This window comes from Amycolatopsis sp. w19 (assembly GCF_051373225.1).
Lineage (GTDB): Bacteria > Actinomycetota > Actinomycetes > Mycobacteriales > Pseudonocardiaceae > Amycolatopsis > Amycolatopsis japonica.
In genome coordinates, this window is the sequence record NZ_JBPQFM010000002.1 from 547,840 (window position 1) to 566,424 (window position 18,585).

Below are 18,585 nucleotides of genomic sequence, written 5' to 3' on the forward strand. Positions count from 1 at the left end.
GACTAGCCGACGGACCCTTCCATCTGAAGCTCGATCAGGCGGTTCAGCTCGAGCGCGTACTCCATCGGCAGCTCACGCGCGATGGGCTCGACGAACCCGCGCACGATCATCGCCATGGCCTCGGCCTCGTCGAGACCGCGCGACATGAGGTAGAACATCTGGTCTTCGCTGACCTTCGAGACGGTCGCCTCGTGGCCCATGGAGACCTCGTCGTTGCGGATGTCGACGTACGGGTACGTGTCCGACCGCGAGATCGTGTCGACGAGCAGCGCGTCACAGACGACGCTGGACCGCGAGTGGTGCGCCCGCTTCGCGACCTTGACCAGCCCGCGGTACGAGGTGCGGCCACCGCCGCGCGCCACCGACTTCGACACGATGGTCGAGGAGGTGTGCGGCGCCAGGTGCTCCATCTTCGCGCCGGCGTCCTGGTGCTGGCCTTCGCCCGCGAACGCGACCGAGAGGACCTCGCCCTTGGCGTGCTCGCCCATGAGGAACACGGACGGGTACTTCATCGTCACCTTGGAGCCGATGTTGCCGTCGATCCACTCCATGGTCGCGCCCTCTTCGCACTTGGCGCGCTTGGTGACCAGGTTGTAGACGTTGTTCGACCAGTTCTGGATGGTCGTGTAGCGGCAGCGGGCGCCCTTCTTCACGATGATCTCCACGACCGCCGAGTGCAGCGAGTCGGACTGGTAGATCGGCGCGGTGCAACCCTCGACGTAGTGCACGTAGGCGTCTTCGTCGACGATGATCAGGGTCCGCTCGAACTGACCCATGTTCTCGGTGTTGATGCGGAAGTACGCCTGCAGCGGGATGTCCACCTTGACGCCCTTGGGCACGTAGATGAACGAACCGCCGGACCACACCGCGGTGTTCAGCGCGGAGAACTTGTTGTCCCCGGCCGGGATCACGGAGCCGAAGTACTCCTTGAAGATCTCCGGGTGCTCCTTGAGCGCGGTGTCGGTGTCCAGGAACAGGACGCCCTGCGCCTCCAGGTCCTCGCGGATCTGGTGGTAGACGACCTCGGACTCGTACTGCGCGGCGACACCGGCGACGAGGCGCTGCTTCTCCGCCTCGGGGATGCCGAGCCGGTCGTACGTGTTCTTGATGTCCTCGGGCAGGTCTTCCCAGGAGGTGGCCTGCTTCTCCGTGGACCGCACGAAGTACTTGATGTTGTCGAAGTCGATCCCGGAGAGGTCCGCACCCCAGTTGGGCATCGGCTTCAAGTCGAAGAGCTTGAGCGCCTTGAGTCGCGCTTCGCGCATCCACTCCGGCTCGGACTTCTTCGAGGAGATGTCGGTGACGACGTCCTCGTTCAGTCCGCGACGGGCAGTAGAGCCCGCCTCGTCGGAGTCCGCCCAGCCGAACGCGTACTTGCCAAGGGACTCGATGGTCTCTTCCTGGCTCATGGGCGCGGTGGTGGGAGTGCGCTGCTCGGCAGCGGCAGTCATGCGGGTTTCCCTCCATTCGGGATCCGTGCTGTGCGCCCTGGGGAGGGCGCCGTGCTTCCCGGCGCGGGTGTGGCCGGGTGACCCGCCGGAACGACGGGTACGTGTGTGGTGCACGCGTTGTCACCGCGTGCGATGGTCGCCAGCCGCTGCACGTGAGTACCCAGAAGTTCCGCGAAAGCCTCTGTCTCGGCTTCACACAACTGAGGGAACTCCGCGGCGACGTGGGCGACCGGGCAATGGTGCTGGCAGAGCTGTTCGCCGACACCGACCTGACGGGTCGACGCAGCGTAGCCCTCCCTGGTCAGCGCCGCAGCGAGAGCCTCGGCACGGGTGGCCGGGTCCGTGTGCTTGGTGATCGCGTCCTGGTGCGGACCGACCAGCGAAGCGACCCGAGCCTCCGCGAAGGCCTTCACGGCGTCTTCGCCGGCGTGTTCGGCGAGGAAGCGGATGGCCGAGGACGCGAGGTCGTCGTAGGCGTGCCCGAAGCGGGCGCGGCCGGCTTCGGTGAGGAGGAAGTTCTTGGCGGGACGGCCTCGTCCGCGAGGGCCCCGGCGGGGCGCGTCCCGGGTTTCGGCCTCGCCGTCGGCGAGCAGCGCGTCGAGATGACGGCGGACGGCGGCGGCGCTGATACCCAGCTGCTCGGCCACCACGACGGCGGTCATCGGACCCTGTTCCAGCAGCAAACGGGCCACTTCGTGCCTGGTCCGGCCCTCGGGGCCGACCTGCACGGGGACAGGCTGGACCTCGGCGCGGGGCATGTCGCCACCGGCCTCGTCCTGCGTCCCCGTCTTTTTCACAACACAAGTGTGACGTATTTCCGGGGAGACGGCAAAGAGGGGTGCCTCACGGAGTGGCGTGGGTCACGTCGGAGCGGCTGAAGGACGCTTTCCCCGCATGCGATGAGACGAAAGCGTCCTTCACCGCATCGCACGCGGCGAAGGGCCCTTTCAGCCCTCGGTAACCACGTACCCGCCCGGTCTGTTCCCGGGATCGCTACCCTTCGTGCGTGGTAGTGGGCGATCACCCGGCACAGCGGGACAAGGACGAAGACCGGGCGGCGGGGTCGGTGGCGACGCTCGTGCCCGGGCGCCCGCACGATCCGGAACCGCTGGACGACAAGGAACTGCGCGGGCTGAACGTGGTCCGCCGGTTCGGCGCGGTCGGCTCCCTGTTCCTCGCCCTCGGCTCGCTCGGCGCGGGTGCCGCCCCGGTCATCAACCCGGTGCAGGAGATCCCGGTCCTGCGGCTGTTCACCCGGATCCCGATGGTCTCGCTCGCGATGGGCCTGGCCGGGATGGCGATCATCGTGCTCAGCTGGCTGCTGCTCGGCCGGTTCGCGCAGCCCGCGCGCCGCCGCCTCGCCACCCAGGGCCAGCTCGCGCGCACCATCGCGCTCTGGTGCGCGCCGCTGCTGTTCATCCCGCCGCTGTTCTCGCGCGACGTCTACAGCTATCTCGCGCAGAGCGAGATCGTCGCGCGCGGGATGGATCCGTACTCCCTCGGCCCGGCCGAAGCGCTCGGCGTCTCCGACCCGCTGACCTCGGGCGTCTCCAACATGTGGCGCGAGACCCCGGCGCCCTACGGCCCGCTGCTGCTGCGTCTGGGCGGCTGGCTCGCCCCGCTGAGCAGCGGCAACATCGTCACCGGCGTGTTGCTGCAGCGCGGGCTCGCGCTGATCGGCGTCATCCTGATCATCTGGGCGCTGCCCCGGCTGGCCCGGCGGTTCGGCGTGCAGCCCGCCACCGCGTTGTGGCTCGGCGCGGCGAACCCGCTGCTGATCTTCCACTTCGTCGCCGGCGCCCACAACGACGCGCTCGCCATCGGGCTCATGGTGGCCGGGCTTGAGGTCGGCCTCCAGCGGATGCCGGTGCGGTTCAAGAACGACGAACCGCCGCCGCTGGCCAAGGGCGAACTGCTGTACATCGGGCTCGGGGTGGTGCTCATCACCCTCGGTGTCGCGGTGAAGATCAACGCGATCCTGGCCTTGCCGTTCTTCACGGTGATGGTGGCCAGACGCTGGCACGGCCGGATCAAGGACCTGGTCACGGCGGCGGTGCCGATGGCGTTGCTGTTCGGGGTGACCCTCGTGGCGGTCTGTTACGGCACCGGCCTCGGCTTCGGCTGGGTCGGCGCGCTCGGGACGCCGGGGCTGGTCCGCTCGTGGATCTCGCCGACGTCGGAACTCGCCGCGCTCGGCGGCGTCCTCGGCATCGCGCTCGGCCTCGGCAACCACACCAACGCGATGGTGCCGATCCTGGGCTCGCTCGGCTATCTCGTCGCGGGCGCGGTGACGGTCAAGTTCCTCTGGGACAGCTTCAAATGGCGCTACCGGCCGATCATCGGGCTCGGTGTCTCCCTCGGCGCGGTGATGGTGCTGCACGTCGCGCTGCAGCCCTGGTACCTGCTGTGGGCGATCATCCCGCTCGCCGCGGCGGCGGGGACCTCGCGGTTCCGCATCGCCGCGACGATCGTCACCGCCGTCCTGCCGTTCCTCCTGCCGACGACGGGGAGCACCTTCGAGGGCCGCGGTTTCGTCCTGCCGTTCGCGTGGGCGGCCGCCGGGGTCGTCACGCTTCTGGGGCTGTTCATCGTCCACCGCCTCTCACCACTGCTGCTGTCCAGACCGTCCCCGGAGCATTCGGTCCCGGCGTGAGGCCGTATCGTGACCTGTCGTGAACGCCCCCGCCGTCGAGATCACCGGGCTGGTGAAGCGCTACGGATCCACCACCGCCGTCGATGGACTCGACCTGCGGATGGAACGTGGCACCCTGCTCGCTCTGCTCGGCCCGAACGGGGCCGGCAAGACCACCACCGTCGAGATCTGCGAAGGCTTCCTGCGGCCTGACGACGGCGAAGTCCGGGTCCTTGGCCTGGATCCGTCGCGGGACGGTTCGGCACTGCGGCCGCGGATCGGTGTGATGCCCCAGGGCGGCGGCGCGTATCCCGGCGTCCGCGCCGACGAGATGCTCGGCCTGGTCGCCGCGTGCGCGGCGAATCCGCTCGATCCGGCCTGGCTGCTGGACGTCCTCGGTCTTTCGGGAGCGAGGAAGACGCCGTTCAAACGGCTTTCCGGCGGGCAGCAGCAACGGCTCTCGCTCGCCTGCGCGCTCGTCGGACGGCCGGAGCTGCTCTTCCTCGACGAGCCGACGGCGGGGATGGACCCGCAGGCCCGCCGCCTGGTCTGGGAGCTGCTCGAAGCGCTGCGCGCCGACGGGGTCAGCGTGCTGCTCACCACGCATCTGATGGAGGAGGCCGAAACGCTGGCCGACACCGTGGTGATCGTGGACCACGGCAAGGTCGTCGTCGAGGGCTCCCCGCAGTCGCTGACCGTCGAAGCGGGCGAGACGGCGCAGTTGCGGTTCAAGGCCCGCACGCGGCTCGACACCGCGCTGCTGACCGCGGCACTGCCCGAGGGGCACCTCGTCCACGAATCGGCGCCGGGCACGTATCTCGTCGAGGGCGCGATCGATCCGCAGGTGGTGTCGACGGTGACGGCGTGGTGCGCGCAGCAGGGGGTCATGCCGGAGGAACTGCAGGTCGGCAGGCGCACGCTGGAAGAGGTCTTCCTGGAGCTGACGGGACGGGAACTGCGCGCATGACGACGACGCCCACGCCACGGTTCGCCGCGGGCACGTTCACCCCCGCCCCCGGTCGAGGTTCGCTCGGCAAGATGCTCCGCACGCACGCGAAGGTCGAGGCGAGCCTGACGCTGCGCCACGGCGAGCAGATCCTGCTGACCCTGCTCATCCCGCTCGCGCTGCTGATCGGCCTGTCGCTGCTGGACATCCTGCCGTCGTCGCAACTCGGCGATTCGTCCAAAGTGGACTGGATCACGCCGAGGATCCTCGCGCTGGCGGTGATGTCGTCCGCGTTCACCGGACAGGCCATCGCACTGGGCTTCGACCGTCGTTATGGCGTCCTCAAACGGCTTTCCGCGACCGCGCTGCCCCGCTGGCTGCTCGTCGCGGGCCGGGTCGCCGCCGCGCTCGTGGTGGTCGCGCTGCAGGCGGTCGTCCTCGGTGTCGTCGCCGCGCTGCTGGGCTGGTCGCCGTCGCTCGGCGGGATCCTCGGCGCGATCCCGTTCCTGATCGTCGGCACGCTCGCGTTCGGCGCGCTGGGCCTGCTGCTCGGCGGGGCGCTGCGCGCGGAAGCCGTGCTGGCGCTGGCGAACATCGTCTGGTTCGTGCTGCTGCTCGCGGGCGGGATCCTGCTGGCGCCGTCGACGATGCCGTCCGGCGTGGCGTGGATCGTCGAACTGCTGCCCTCGGGGGCGCTCGCCGAAGGCCTGCGGTCGGTGCTGCTGGACGGTTCGTTCGGCTGGGGCCCGTTCGCGGTGCTCGTCGGCTGGGGCGTCGTCGCGGGCGCGCTGGCGAGCAAGACGACCAAGCTCACCTGAGGCGGCCGACACAGCCGGTGCGGCCGGTGGAAGGCTCTCAGGAAGGGCGTTCTAGCATCGGACGGTGCCGTTCCAGAGCCTTGTAGCGCGTCTGCCGTATCCCTCGTTCGCGGTCCAGCGAGCGGTCGCGATAGCGGCGGTGATCGCCCAGGCCGGAATCGGCGTCACCGGATCGGTCGTCCGGGTGACAGGTTCGGGTCTCGGCTGCCCGACTTGGCCGCAGTGCGTCGAAGGCAGCATCGTGCCGGTCGCGCACCCCGAATTCGACGCGCTCACCCAGTGGATCGAATTCAGCAACCGGATGCTGACCGGGGTGGTCATCCTGGTCGCCGCGCTGTGCGTGATCACCGCGTGGCGCGTGCAGATCGAGCACCCGAGCCGCCGTCGTCTGGTGAAGCTGGCCTGGACGATGCCCGCCGGCGTGATGCTGCAGGCCGTCGTCGGCGGGATCACGGTGCTCGCCAAACTCGAATGGTGGACCGTCGCGCTCCACTTCCTCGCCTCCACCCCCCTGGTCTGGCTCGCGGTGCTGCTGCTGCGGGCGTTCAAGGAGGGTGACGAGTCCGCCCGCTGGCTGATCCCGGACGCGGGCCGCAAGACGCTGATCGTCCTCGCCGCGGCCATGTGGGCCGTCCTCGTCGCGGGCACCGTGGTGACCGGCGCGGGCCCGCACGGCGGCGACCCCGGCACCCACCGCCTCCAGGCCCCGATCGAGACGCTCACCCAGATCCACGGTGGACTGCTGGTGGTCTACCTGATCGTGCTGGCGGTCTTCGGGCTCCAGCTGATGCGGGGCGAGACGCCGAAGCAGCTGTGGCAGCGGTACGCCATCGTGTGGATCGTCGCGGTCCTCCAGGGCGTCGTGGGCTCGGTGCAGTACGGCCTCGGTGTCCCGGAGGCGCTGGTCTCGTTCCACGTCCTCGGCTCCGCGCTGGTGATCATCTCGACGGCGGCGCTGTGGTGCAGTTCGCGCGACCGCGGCCCCGTGCCCTCGGCGAACGCGCCGGAACGCGAACTCGCCATCTCGAACTGAACCGGACGTAACCCCCAGGCGGCGTGCTCGCCAGACACTGCCCTTACGCTTCGCTAGGTGCCCCACTCGGGGGTCACCACCGAGTCGAGGCACGAGGTGTCGCATGACCGCCAGCACCGAGCCGGACGCACCGGCCAGTCCGTCCAAACCCCTGATCTCCCACCGCCGGGGTTCCGGCGAGATGCTGATACTCAAGACCTTCCTGCTGGTCCCGTTCGTCGCGCTGCTCGCCGCCGTGCCGATCGTGTGGGGCTGGGGCATGACCTGGGTCGACCTCGGGCTGGCGGCGGTGTTCTACACCCTCGGGACGCTCGGGGTGACCGTCGGCTATCACCGCTACTTCACCCACGGCGCCTTCAAGGCCGGACGGCCGCTGCGGGTCGCGCTCGCCATCGCCGGGAGTTTCGCGGTGCAGGGTTCGGTGATCTTCTGGGTGGCCAGCCACCGTCGCCACCACGCCTTCGCCGACCGTGAAGGCGACCCGCACTCCCCCTGGCTGTTCGGGACGTCACCCGGGGCGTTGCTGCGCGGCTTCTGGCACGCGCACATGGGCTGGATGTTCAGCCGCGAGGTGACCAACTACGACCGGTTCGCGCCGGACCTGGTGGCGGACAAGGATCTCCGGGTGGTGAACCGCTACTTCTGGCTGTGGATCACGCTGAGTCTCGCGCTGCCCGCGGTGCTCGGCGGGCTGATCAGCTGGTCGTGGTGGGGCGTGGTGACCGGGTTCTTCTGGGCCGGGCTGGTCCGGATCGCGTTCCTGCACCACGTCACCTGGTCGGTGAACTCGATCTGCCACCTGGTCGGCGAGCGCCCGTTCGCCAGCCGGGACAAGGCGGCGAACTTCTGGCCGCTGGCGATCCTGTCCATGGGCGAGTCGTGGCACAACTCCCACCACGCCGACCCGACCTGCGCGCGGCACGGTGTCCTGCGTGGACAGGTCGACGTGTCGGCGCGGGTGATCTGGCTGTTCGAGAAGTTCGGCTGGGCACGGGACGTGCGGTGGCCGAAGCCCGAACGCCTGGCCGCGAAACTCGTCAAACCCGCCTGACCCCCGATCGCGTTTCGTCCTCTGAATGCGGTAGTTGCACACGCAAGGATCGCATTCAGAGGACGAAACGCGGGGAGTGTCAGGCGAGTTGCTGCCGGACGGCGGAGGCGAAACGCCAGGCCGCGGCGGGCTCGGTCTGCCGGAATCCGAGTGAGGGTTCGACGAGCTCCAGTTCCAGCAGGAGCGGCCTGCCGTCCGGCCCGGCGACGAGGTCCACGCGGGCATAGAGCAGCTCCGCGCGCAGGATGCCCAGCAGCGCCGCCGTCGCGTCCAGAGCGTCTTCGGCCAGCGCGCGGAATCCCGCGGCCGGCTGCACCGGCGCGAGTTTCTCCGTCACGTACAGCCCGGATTCGTCGAGTTCCCGGCCCAGCATCGCGGCCTTCGAGAACGCGTGCGAGTACACGCCGCCGAAGTACACCAACGCGATCTCGCCGTCACTGTCCACACTGGACTGGTACGGCTGGAGCAGCACGGTGTTCCCGTCCGCCTGCAACCCGGACAGGTGCGCGGCGGCCGCGTCGCCCGCGGTGAACCGGCCGGCACCGCGTGAACCGGCGCCGATGGCGGGCTTCAGCACGAACTCGCCCTTGGGCCAGCTCGGGGCCTTGTCGTCCGGCGCGATCAGGGTCGTCGGCACGACCGCGACCCCGGCGTCGCCGAGTTCGGCCAGATAGGACTTGTCGGTGTTCCAGCGCACGACTTCGGCCGAATTGGACAGCGACGGCACGGATTCGGTCCAGGACAGGAACTCGTCGTGGCGCTCGGCGTAGTCCCAGGTGGCGCGCAGCACGACGATGTCCGCGGCGCCGAAGTCGACCGTCGTGTCGTCCCAGGCGGCCCAGCGGGTCTTGAAGCCGAGGTCGGCCAGCGCCTCGGGAACGGCGTGCTCGTCGCCGTCGCCTTCCGGCAGCGTGGAGCAGGCGACGAAGATCGCGGACCCGCTCACTTCCCCGCCATCCGGCGGCGGTGCTCGGCGCCGATCTTGGTGGCCTTCACGGTCTCGCTGTCCCATTCGGCGGGTTCGAGGTCTTCGACGGCCTCGACCAGCGCCTCGCCTGCCTCCACGGAGGTGACGACGACGTCGCCGAGCGCGCCGTCGGCACCCACGAGCACGACCCGCGCGCCGATCCGGCCGATGTTCTCCACCACCGCGCGCGACGGCTTCCCGTGCCGCTTCACGAAGTCGCGGGCGGCCGCGACCTGGCGCGACGTGGGGGCGGCGGTCTCGGTCTTCTCTTCGGTCTCAGCCACGCGCCGAGCTTAACCGCGAAAGGCCCGGGACGCGGAATAACCGTGGCGTCGGCCATAGTTGTGCCGGTCGGAACGACCTTGAACGAGGAGGATGTATGCCCGCGGCAGTGCAGATCCGGCGAACCGGTGGCCCCGAAGTCCTTGAACTGTCCGAAGTCGAGGTCGGCGAACCCGGTTCCGGTGACCTGCTCGTGGACGTCGCGGCGGCGGGCGTCAACTACATCGACACCTATCACCGCGAGGGCATCTACCCGGTCGACACCCCGTTCGTCCTGGGCATGGAGGGCGCGGGCACGGTGGCCGCGGTCGGCGCGGACGTGACCGGTTTCGCCGTCGGCGACCGGGTCGCCTGGCAGGGTTCGCTGGGCAGCTATGCCCAGCGTCGTCTGGTTCCGGCGACGATCGCGGTGAAGATCCCGGAAGGCGTTTCCGAGGAGACCGCCGCCGCCACGATGCTCCAGGGCATCACCGCGCACGCGCTGATCGCCTCGACCTACGAGGTCAAGGCCGGTGACGACGTGCTGATCCACGCCGCGGCGGGTGGGATGGGCCTGCTACTGGTCCAGCTGGCCAAGGCGCGCGGCGCCCGGGTCATCGGCACCGTCTCGACCGACGAGAAGGCCGAACTCGCCAAGCAGGCGGGCGCGGACGACGTCATCCGCTACGACCAGGTCGACTTCGCCAAGGCCACCCGCGACCTCACCGGCGGCAAGGGTGTCGACGTGGTCTACGACGGCGTCGGCAAGTCCACTGTGGACGGCAGCCTGGCGAGCCTGAAGATCCGCGGCCTGCTCGCCCTCTACGGCGCGGCCAGCGGTCCGGTGCCGCCGATCGACCCGCAGCTGCTCAACCGCAGCGGCTCGGTGTACCTCACCCGCCCGACCTCCGCGCACTACGTGCTCACGCGCGAGGAACTGGAGTGGCGGGTGAACGAACTGTTCGCCGCCGTGCAGGACGGCTCGCTGACCATCCGGATCGGCGGCCGCTACCCGCTGGCCGACGCCCGCCAGGCGCACGAAGACCTCCAGGGCCGCCGCACCACCGGCAAGCTCCTGCTGATCCCGTGACGACGCTCTGGCCGGAGGAAGTCCGGCTCACCGGTGAAGGGCTCGTCCTGCGGGAGTGGGTCGAAGACGACGTCGCGTTCATGCCGGGGCTGTTCGACAACCCGGCCGTCGCGCGGTTCACGCCGCTGCCTTCGCCGTTCGACGAGGCGGCGGCGAAGGCGCACTACGCGAAGTCCGTCGCTCGCCGCGCGGAAGGCAACGGGGTGCGGCTGGCCATCACGGCCGACGGTGGCGAGCCGCTCGGCGAGGTGGTGCTGTTCCTGAAGGAGGATGCGGCGGAACTCGGGTACGCCGTCGGTCCCGCGCACCGCGGGCGGGATCTGGCGGCGCGGTCGCTGCGGGTGCTCACCGCGCACGCGCTGGACCTCGGGCTCGGGCCGCTCCAGTTGAAGATCGACGCCGAGAACGCCGCCAGCGCGGCCGTCGCCCGCCGCGTCGGCTACGCCCTGACCGACGCGCCTCCCGAGCCCAAGGTCGAGAAGGGACTGGAGATCAGCCTGCTCACCTGGGAGTACGCCGGCTGATGTGAAAGTCCGTGAAGGCCTCCTTGAGGGACCCAGAGTCCCTCAAGGAGGCCTTCACGGAACTTCAGCTCGACCTCGGCGCTACTCAGCCCTTGTCGGTCGGGACGCTCACCGCGTCGGTCACGAAGACCAGCGTCTCGTTCGGCTCGATGCCGTTCCCGCCCTGGCCGTAGCCGAGGTCCGGCGGGATGATCAGCAGCCGCCGCGCGCCCTGCTTGATCCCTTCGAGGCCCTGGTCCCAGCCCTTGATGACGTCACCGGCGCCGAGGGCCAGGTCGAACGGCTCGCCGCGGTCGAACGAGCTGTCCAGCTTCTGCTTGTTGGACCAGGTGACCAGTGAGTAGTTCATCTTCAGCTTCGCGCCCGCCTTGGCGCCCTCGCCGGTGCCGGGCTCGAGGTCCTTGGTGATGAGCTTCTTCGGCGGGTCGCAGTCGTCCGGGATGGTGATGGTCGGCGCCTCGCCGAACTTCCCGGTGGTCTTCACGTCCTCGGCTGTGCATTCCTTGCCCTTCGGGGCGGCCGGAGCCGACGACGACGCCGACGCGGGCGCCGCGCCGGAGGTCTGGGCCGAACCTGCGGTGTTCTGTTTCTCGCCACAGGCCGCCAGGGCGAGGACGCCCGCGCCGATGACCACGATCTTGCCGAATGTGCGCATGCGGCCGACCTTAGCCAAGACCCTCCAGCGCGGGAACAAGGTCACCGGTCTGCACTACACCCATCCGACGGGTCGCCCTGGTCAGGGCCACATAAAGATCGTTGAGCCCACGTGGCGACTCGGCGACGACCTCGTCCGGGGCGACCAGCAGGACCGAATCGAACTCCAGCCCCTTCGCCCGCTCGACCGGCATCACCGACACCCGGTCCCCCGACTCGCCGAGCGTCTCCGACAGGGCCGGGACCAAGGACGACGGGCACAGCACCGCGACCGTCCCACCATCCACAGCGGACAGTTCGGCGTCGACGAGACCGGGCAGTTCCGCGGTGAGCTCCGCCGGGTCCACCGCACGCAGCCAAGGCTCGCAACCCGTCTCCCGCACCGAAACCGGCGCCTCCAGCTCCGGGTTGACGTCGGCGAGCACCCGCGACGCGACGGCCATGATCTCCGCCGGGGTCCGGTAGTTGACGGTCAGTTCTTCGAGCCGCCAGCGGTCGGCGACGTACGGCGAAAGCGCCTCTCCCCACGACTTCGCCCCACCGGCCGCGCCGGTCTGGGCGACATCCCCGACCAGTGTCATCGACCGGTTCGGCGACCGGCGCATCAGCAGCCGCCAGTCCATAGCGGTCAGTTCCTGCGCCTCGTCGACGATCACGTGCCCGAAGGTCCAGGTCCGGTCCTGGGCGGCCCGCTGTGCCGCGGTCATCTCGCTGCGGCGCTGCTGACGTTCGGCGAACAGTTCGGCGTCGAGGACGTCGCCCACCCGCAGCAGTTCCTCGTCGACGATCTCCTCGTCCTGTTCGAGGATGTCGAGCACGCCTTCCGCGTAGGCGCGGTCCTCCCGCTCGCGGCGGGCGGCCTCGGCGCGGGCTTCGGTGTCGTCCTCGCCGAGCAGCTCGGCGAGCTCGTCGAGCAACGGGACGTCCGACGGGCTCCACTTCGCGTCCGTCGGGCTGTAGAGATGCTCACGATCGGTGTCCGACAAGGCTTTCCCCGCCGCGCTGCGTAGCCGTTCGCGGTCGGCGAACAGCTCGTCGAGCACGATCTCCGGGGTGAGTTTGGGCCACAGCCCGTTGATCGCGGCGGCCACGTTCTTGTCCGCGGCGACCTCGGCCCGGATGTCCTGGACGTCGCGCGCGTCGAGCAGGTCCTCCCCCAGTTTCCGGGCGGCCTGCCGGGTCAGCGCGTCGAGCAGGTCCGAGACGAAGATCCGCCGCGCGAGGTTGTGCGGACGGCGCGACCGCCGCGCCCGCGTCCGCGCCTCGGTGCAGGTCTTGCGGTCGAGCATGAGGATCTCGCGTTCGAACTCGATCTCCAGCACCGGCTCCGGCACCTGCTGACGATCCCGGACCGCGTTGGCGAGCACGTCGGCCATCACCGGGCGCCCCTTGATCTCGGCCGCTTCGCGCGTGACCGGCCCGGCGGCGTCCAGCCCCGGGTACAGCTGCCCGATCGTGGCTAGCAGCACCCCGGTCTCGCCCAGCGACGGCAGGACCTGCCCGATGTAGCGGAGGAACGTGCTGTTCGGTCCGACCACGAGCACGCCGCGCGTGGTGAGCTGCTGGCGATGCGTGTAGAGCAGGTACGCCGCGCGGTGCAGTGCGACGGCGGTCTTGCCGGTGCCCGGCCCGCCCTGGACCACGAGGACGCCGTTCGGCGACGCGCGGATGATGCGGTCCTGCTCGGCCTGGATGGTGGCGACGATGTCGCTCATCTCGCCGGTGCGGCGGCGCTCCAGCGCGGCCAGCAGAGCCGCCTCGCCCGCGAGCCCGAGGTCCTGGCCCTGGTCGGCGGCGGAGAGGTCGAGGATCTCGTCGTCGACGCCGACGACCTTCCGGCTCAGCGACCGGATGTGGCGACGCCGCCGGACACCTTCGGGCGAGGCCGCGGTGGCGAGGTAGAAGGGCCGCGCGACCGGCGCGCGCCAGTCGACGAGCAGCGGACGGTAGTCGTCGTCCTCGTCGAACAGCCCGAGCCGCCCGATGTAGGTGGTCTCCTCCGCGTGGTCCGGCAGGAAGTCGAGGCGGCCGAAGCACAGGCCCTGCTCGACGGAGCTCAGCTGGGACAGCCTGTCGGTGTAGAGCGTCGTGGCGACGTCGCGTTCGGTGCGCGCCTGCGGGGTGCCGCCGGTCAGGCGCAGCGTCTCGTCGAGCCTGCGCTGCGCGTCGACGCGTTCGGTGTCGAGCTTGCGGTAGAGGGTGGTGACGTACTGCTGCTCGAGCGCGACGTCCTGCTCGAGCGCGTCGAGTTCCCGGTCCGGGGACACGGACAAAAGCAGCCTGCTTTCGAGAGGTGGGACAGGGGCCGAACGAAGTACAACGGCGCCCTCCATCATCTCATTCCCGCACGCTCACCCGGACCAGGAGGAAGGCCGACAGGGACAGGACGGTCGCCACACTCGCCCACACGACGTTCTCGTGGAGCAAGACGGCGAACGTGGCCGCGATCCCCGCGATGGACTGCGCGACGAACCCGCACAGCGCGACGGCGTACGCGCCGTTTCCGGGAACCTCGCTCACCGCGACGGCCATGCTGCTCGGGAAGAGAGCGGCCTGGCCGAAGGTGGTCCCGCAGTAGAGCGCGACGAACGTCACGAAAGCGGCCGTGAGCGGGATCGCGGGTATGAGCCACAAGACGATCGTCAACAGGCCCGCGCCCGTCATGACCAGCGCACCGGCGCGCATCAGCCACGGCGACCCCTTGCGCCCGGCCAGCCGGTTCACCAGCAGCGCACCGGCGAAGTACGCGAGCCCGAACAGGAGCCCGAGACCGCCGTACTGGTCCGCGCTCAGCCCGAAGTGCTGCTGGAACACGAACGGCGCGACCTCCTGGAGCAGCACGATCGTCGCGAAGCCGAGCCCCGCCGCGATCGTCGGCCGCAGGAACGCCGGAACGGTGAGGATCCGGAGGTAGATGCGGACCATGCCGGTCTTCTCGGACCGGCCTTTGCCGAGCGGAATCGTCAGCGTGCCCAGGACGCACAGCACGCCCGCCGCCGTCAGCACCACGAACCCGCCCTGCCACCCGCCGATCAGCCCGCCGGCGAACTGCCCGCCGCCGAGTGCGGTGACGAACGCGATGGACAGCACCGAAAGCCGTTTGGCGAGCGCGTCGCCGTCGCCGAGGTCCCGCACGACGATACGGGCGATGATGGCCGCGCCCCCTGCGCCGATGCCTTGCAGGGAACGGAGAACGAGCAGCCACGCCGGGGAGGTGTTCACGATCAGGACCGCGCTGGACGCGACGAAGAGGCCGAGTGCCGCCAGCATCGCCGCCCGCCGCCCGAGCCGGTCGGCCGCCCGGCCCCACAGCACCACCGGAGCCGCCGCGCCGACGACGAACAGCGACACCGAGAGCGCCGCGAAGCTGCGCGACACCGCGAAGTCGCGCTCGATCATCGGGAGGGACGGGAGGTAGATCGTCGTCGCCATCTGGGCCGTGAAGACGATCAGGCAGGCGACCGCCATGGTCGCGCGCCCGGCTCGGACGGGGGCGGGGCGCTCGGTCGTGCTAGTCACTCCGCCGGACGGTACTGACGGGTAACCCGGCTGGGCAACGCGCGCCAGCAGGTGGGAAGCCGGGTTGCGGTGGGTCTTCTGGTCACGAGACGCGCCCCACCACGCCACCGCCGCCTTGCTCACTTGACGTACATGAAGGCCCCCTTCCTTGCGCTAGACGCAAGGAAGGGGGCCTTCATGTACTTGGGAAGGTGGAGTTCGCTCAGCTCAGCCGCGGGAAGGGGGCCTTCACGCGCTACAAGATCAGAAAGGCAGCCCGATGGCGGGCAACCCGATCGCCGAGTCCACCGCCAACGCGACGAACACGATCATCAGGTACGTGTTCGACCGGTGGAACAGCGACATCGGCTTGGTCTCCTCGCCGCGCCGCACCGCCGCGTTCAGGCTGTGCGCGTAGAAGAGGAACCAGCCGCCCGCCAGGATGGCGAACGTCGTGTAGATCCAGCTCGTCACCGGGACCAGCAGCAGCGTCCACGCGACCATCACCCACGAGTAGATGACGATCTGCCGCGCCACGTGCTGCGGAGTGGCGACCACCGGCAGCATCGGCACGCCGGCGCGCTCGTAGTCGTCGCGGTACTTCATGCCCAGCGCCCAGGTGTGCGGCGGGGTCCAGAAGAAGATGACGCCGAACATCACGAACGCGGGCCACTCGACGGTGCCGGTGACGGCGGCCCAGCCGATGACGACCGGCATGCAGCCCGCCGCGCCGCCCCAGACCACGTTCTGTGACGTACGCCGCTTCAACACCAGCGTGTAGACGAAGATGTAGAAGAGAATCGTCACGATCGCGAGGATCGCCGAGAGCAGGTTCACCGTGAAATAGAGCACGACGAACGACAGGACGCCGAGCACGAGACCGAAGATCAGCGCGCCGCGCCGGGGAACGGATTCCTTCACCAGCGGCCGGCGCTTCGTGCGGTTCATCACCTTGTCGATGTCCGCGTCGATGACGCAGTTCAAGGCGTTGGCACTGCCGGCGGCCATGGTGCCGCCCACGAGCGTCGCGAGAACCAGCCACGGGGACGGGATCTCCCGGCCCGCCAGGAACATCGCGGGAATCGTGGTGACGAGGAGGAGCTCGATCACCCTGGGCTTCGCGAGGGCGGCGTACGCGCCGACGACCTGGCGGATTGTTCGCCGGCCACCGTGCGGTCGTTCACCGGTCGGATGTACGGCGCTGGTGCTGTCACTGCGTCCGTGCGCAGCGTTCACCAACGACATTTCACTCCCTGCGTCAGTTTTCGGGGCGGGGCCCACCAGGCTTCCGGGTGATGTGGCGGCCCCGGATCCCGTGTTCTGAACCCTTCCCCGATGTTAGACGTGCTGTTTCCAGAGGGTGATCGCGGGTCCTCGACCGGCCGAACCATTAGGCTGGCCGCGGTAGCTCGCGGCGTGCCCCTGCGAACGGCCCGGAGCAGGAATATCGTCCCTTCCGGATCGATTGAGATTAGTAGCGGTACACGTGGGTTATCCACGAGGGAAGAGAAGCCACAACCTGATGACGGGGAGTTCGAGTTCAGTGTCCGAAACCGCCTCTACCAGCGAGAAGAACCCACTCCTCCGGCGCAACGTGCCCGCCGACTGGACCGAGAACGACACGCGGGCCGTCGACACCGTTCGGGTGCTCGCCGCGGACGCGGTCGAGAACTGCGGCAGCGGTCACCCCGGCACCGCGATGAGCCTGGCGCCGCTCGCGTACACGCTCTTCCAGCGGACGCTGCGTCATGACCCGGCGGACCCCGAGTGGCCCGCCCGTGACCGCTTCATCCTCTCCGCCGGTCACTCGAGCCTCACCCTCTACATCCAGCTGTACCTCGCCGGGTTCGGCCTGGAGCTGGAAGACCTGAAGCAGCTGCGCAAGTGGGACTCGAAGACCCCGGGTCACCCGGAGTACCGCCACACCAAGGGCGTCGAGACCACCACCGGCCCGCTCGGCCAAGGCCTGGCCAACGCGGTCGGCATGGCGATGGCGGCCCGCCGCGAGCGCGGTCTGCTGGACCCGGACGCCCCGCAGGGCGAGAGCATCTTCGACCACTACGTCTACGTGATCGCCTCCGACGGTGACATCGAAGAGGGCGTCACCGCCGAGGCCTCGTCGATCGCCGGCCGCCAGGAGCTGGGCAACCTGATCGTCTTCTGGGACGACAACGAGATCTCGATCGAGGACGACACCAAGATCGCCCTCTCCGAGGACGTCGTGAAGCGCTACGAGGCCTACGGGTGGCACACCCAGGTCGTCGAGGGTGGCGAGGACGTCGTCGCGATCGAAGAGGCCATCAAGGCCGCGAAGGCCGAGACCGAGCGCCCGTCGTTCATCGCGCTGAAGACCGTCATCGGGTACCCGGCACCGAAGAAGATGGGCACCGGCAAGGCCCACGGCGCCGCGCTCGGCGCCGAAGAGGTCGCGGCGGTCAAGGAGATCCTCGGCTTCGACCCGGAGCGGACCTTCCAGGTCGACGACGAGGTCATCGCGCACACCCGCCAGGCCGTCGACCGCGGCAAGACCGCCCGCGCCGAATGGCAGGAGAAGTTCGAGGCGTGGGGCGCCGCCAACCCGGAGCGCAAGAAGATCGCGGACCGGATGGCCACCCGCTCGCTGCCCGAGGGCTTCGCGGACAACCTGCCGACGTGGGAGCCGGACGCCAAGGGCATCGCGACCCGCAAGGCCTCCGGTGAGGTGCTCAACGCGCTCGCCGAGCCGCTTCCCGAGCTGTGGGGCGGTTCCGCGGACCTCGCGGAGAGCAACAACACCACCATGAAGGGGGCCGACTCGTTCGGCCCGGAGAAGGCTTCCACCGACATGTGGAAGACCAGCCCGTACGGCCGGACGCTGCACTTCGGCATCCGCGAGCACGCGATGGGCTCGATCCTCAACGGCATCGCGCTGCACGGCGGCACCCGCCCCTACGGCGCGACGTTCCTGATCTTCTCCGACTACATGCGCCCGCCCGTCCGGCTGGCCGCGCTGATGAAGGCGCCGGTCACCTACGTGTGGACGCACGACTCGATCGGCCTGGGCGAGGACGGCCCCACCCACCAGCCGATCGAGCAGCTCTCCTCGCTGCGCGCGATCCCCGGCCTCAACGTCGTCCGCCCGGCGGACGCCAACGAGACCGCGTACGCGTGGAAGGCCGTCCTGGAGGACGTCCACCACCCGTCGGGTCTCGCGCTCACCCGGCAGAACGTGCCGGTGCTGGAGGGCACCAGCGCCGAAGGCGTCAAGCGGGGCGGTTACGTCCTCGCCGAGGCGTCCAACGGCAGCCCCGAGGTCGTGCTGATCGCGACCGGCTCCGAGGTCCAGCTGGCCGTCGAGGCCCGCAAGACCCTCGAAGCCGACGGTATCCCGGCGAGCGTCGTCTCGATGCCGTGTGTCGAGTGGTTCGACGCGCAGGACCAGTCCTACAAGGACTCGGTCATCCCGCCGTCGGTCAAGGCACGCGTCTCCGTCGAAGCCGGTATCGCCCAGTCGTGGCACCGCTTCACCGGTGACGCCGGGGTGAACGTTTCGATCGAGCACTTCGGTGCGTCGGCCGACGCCGCCACACTGTTCCGTGAGTTCGGTTTCACCGCGGAGGCAGTCGTCGAAGCCGCCCGTCGCTCGATCGCCAACACCGAGAACTGAAGGGGATGACACAG

Annotated in this window: 16 protein-coding genes; 8 read left to right on the plus strand and 8 right to left on the minus strand. The window is 69.6% G+C overall.

Annotation, left to right across the window (positions count from 1 at the left end):
- Positions 1-2: 2 nt before the first annotated feature.
- Both sufB and ACSMFO_RS07005 read right to left on the minus strand, forming a co-directional pair.
- Positions 3-1,451: a Fe-S cluster assembly protein SufB gene (sufB, locus tag ACSMFO_RS07000; protein WP_034311804.1), complete on the minus strand. Its 1,449-nt coding sequence runs from the start codon at positions 1,449-1,451 to the stop codon at positions 3-5.
- Positions 1,448-2,248, minus strand: a complete 801-nt coding sequence (locus ACSMFO_RS07005) for a helix-turn-helix transcriptional regulator (RefSeq protein WP_436457534.1) — start codon at positions 2,246-2,248, stop codon at positions 1,448-1,450. Before ACSMFO_RS07005 ends, sufB begins: the two co-directional genes overlap by 4 nt.
- Before the next feature lie 269 nt (positions 2,249-2,517).
- On the opposite strand from ACSMFO_RS07005, the gene mptB reads away from it, so the two are divergent.
- The 5 genes from mptB (at position 2,518) to ACSMFO_RS07030 (ending at position 7,931) form a co-directional block, all read left to right on the plus strand.
- Positions 2,518-4,104: a polyprenol phosphomannose-dependent alpha 1,6 mannosyltransferase MptB gene (mptB, locus tag ACSMFO_RS07010; RefSeq protein ID WP_394362426.1), complete on the plus strand. Its 1,587-nt coding sequence runs from the start codon at positions 2,518-2,520 to the stop codon at positions 4,102-4,104.
- Between the two features lie 19 nt (positions 4,105-4,123).
- Positions 4,124-5,050, plus strand: coding sequence for an ABC transporter ATP-binding protein (locus ACSMFO_RS07015; protein WP_436457536.1), 927 nt, complete (start codon positions 4,124-4,126; stop codon positions 5,048-5,050).
- Entirely contained in the window at positions 5,047-5,847 is an 801-nt protein-coding gene (locus ACSMFO_RS07020) for an ABC transporter permease (RefSeq protein WP_436457538.1), read from the plus strand. Before ACSMFO_RS07015 ends, ACSMFO_RS07020 begins: the two co-directional genes overlap by 4 nt.
- Positions 5,848-5,911: 64 nt before the next feature.
- On the plus strand, positions 5,912-6,880 hold the full coding sequence (locus tag ACSMFO_RS07025; RefSeq protein WP_436457539.1) for a COX15/CtaA family protein: 969 nt from the start codon (positions 5,912-5,914) through the stop codon (positions 6,878-6,880).
- 103 nt (positions 6,881-6,983) lie between these two features.
- Positions 6,984-7,931, plus strand: a complete 948-nt coding sequence (locus tag ACSMFO_RS07030; protein ID WP_073847011.1) for an acyl-CoA desaturase — start codon at positions 6,984-6,986, stop codon at positions 7,929-7,931.
- A 79-nt stretch (positions 7,932-8,010) separates the two neighbouring features.
- Here ACSMFO_RS07030 and ACSMFO_RS07035 read toward each other — a convergent pair whose 3' ends face one another.
- Positions 8,011-8,877, minus strand: coding sequence for an ATP-grasp domain-containing protein (locus tag ACSMFO_RS07035; protein WP_038515506.1), 867 nt, complete (start codon positions 8,875-8,877; stop codon positions 8,011-8,013).
- Positions 8,874-9,182, minus strand: coding sequence for a hypothetical protein (locus tag ACSMFO_RS07040; protein ID WP_125674936.1), 309 nt, complete (start codon positions 9,180-9,182; stop codon positions 8,874-8,876). The genes ACSMFO_RS07035 and ACSMFO_RS07040 overlap by 4 nt, the downstream gene beginning before the upstream one ends.
- A 95-nt stretch (positions 9,183-9,277) precedes the next feature.
- On the opposite strand from ACSMFO_RS07040, the gene ACSMFO_RS07045 reads away from it, so the two are divergent.
- Both ACSMFO_RS07045 and ACSMFO_RS07050 read left to right on the plus strand, forming a co-directional pair.
- Complete coding sequence (locus ACSMFO_RS07045; protein ID WP_436457542.1) at positions 9,278-10,249, plus strand: quinone oxidoreductase family protein; 972 nt, start codon at positions 9,278-9,280, stop codon at positions 10,247-10,249.
- Entirely contained in the window at positions 10,246-10,773 is a 528-nt protein-coding gene (locus ACSMFO_RS07050) for a GNAT family N-acetyltransferase (RefSeq protein ID WP_436457544.1), read from the plus strand. The genes ACSMFO_RS07045 and ACSMFO_RS07050 overlap by 4 nt, the downstream gene beginning before the upstream one ends.
- Before the next feature lie 85 nt (positions 10,774-10,858).
- Here the strand turns inward: ACSMFO_RS07050 and ACSMFO_RS07055 are convergent, their stop codons facing one another.
- From ACSMFO_RS07055 to ACSMFO_RS07070, 4 genes are all read right to left on the minus strand, one after another.
- Positions 10,859-11,428: an FKBP-type peptidyl-prolyl cis-trans isomerase gene (locus tag ACSMFO_RS07055; protein WP_436457545.1), complete on the minus strand. Its 570-nt coding sequence runs from the start codon at positions 11,426-11,428 to the stop codon at positions 10,859-10,861.
- 10 nt (positions 11,429-11,438) lie between these two features.
- Positions 11,439-13,694, minus strand: coding sequence for a HelD family protein (locus ACSMFO_RS07060; protein ID WP_436457649.1), 2,256 nt, complete (start codon positions 13,692-13,694; stop codon positions 11,439-11,441).
- Positions 13,695-13,764: 70 nt separating this feature from the next.
- Positions 13,765-14,946: an MFS transporter gene (locus ACSMFO_RS07065; RefSeq protein ID WP_436457546.1), complete on the minus strand. Its 1,182-nt coding sequence runs from the start codon at positions 14,944-14,946 to the stop codon at positions 13,765-13,767.
- A gap of 243 nt (positions 14,947-15,189) precedes the next feature.
- Positions 15,190-16,170: a heme o synthase gene (locus ACSMFO_RS07070; RefSeq protein ID WP_037344026.1), complete on the minus strand. Its 981-nt coding sequence runs from the start codon at positions 16,168-16,170 to the stop codon at positions 15,190-15,192.
- A 298-nt stretch (positions 16,171-16,468) separates the two neighbouring features.
- Between ACSMFO_RS07070 and tkt the strand changes: the two genes are divergently transcribed.
- Entirely contained in the window at positions 16,469-18,571 is a 2,103-nt protein-coding gene (gene tkt, locus ACSMFO_RS07075; protein WP_360096316.1) for a transketolase, read from the plus strand.
- Positions 18,572-18,585: the final 14 nt, after the last annotated feature.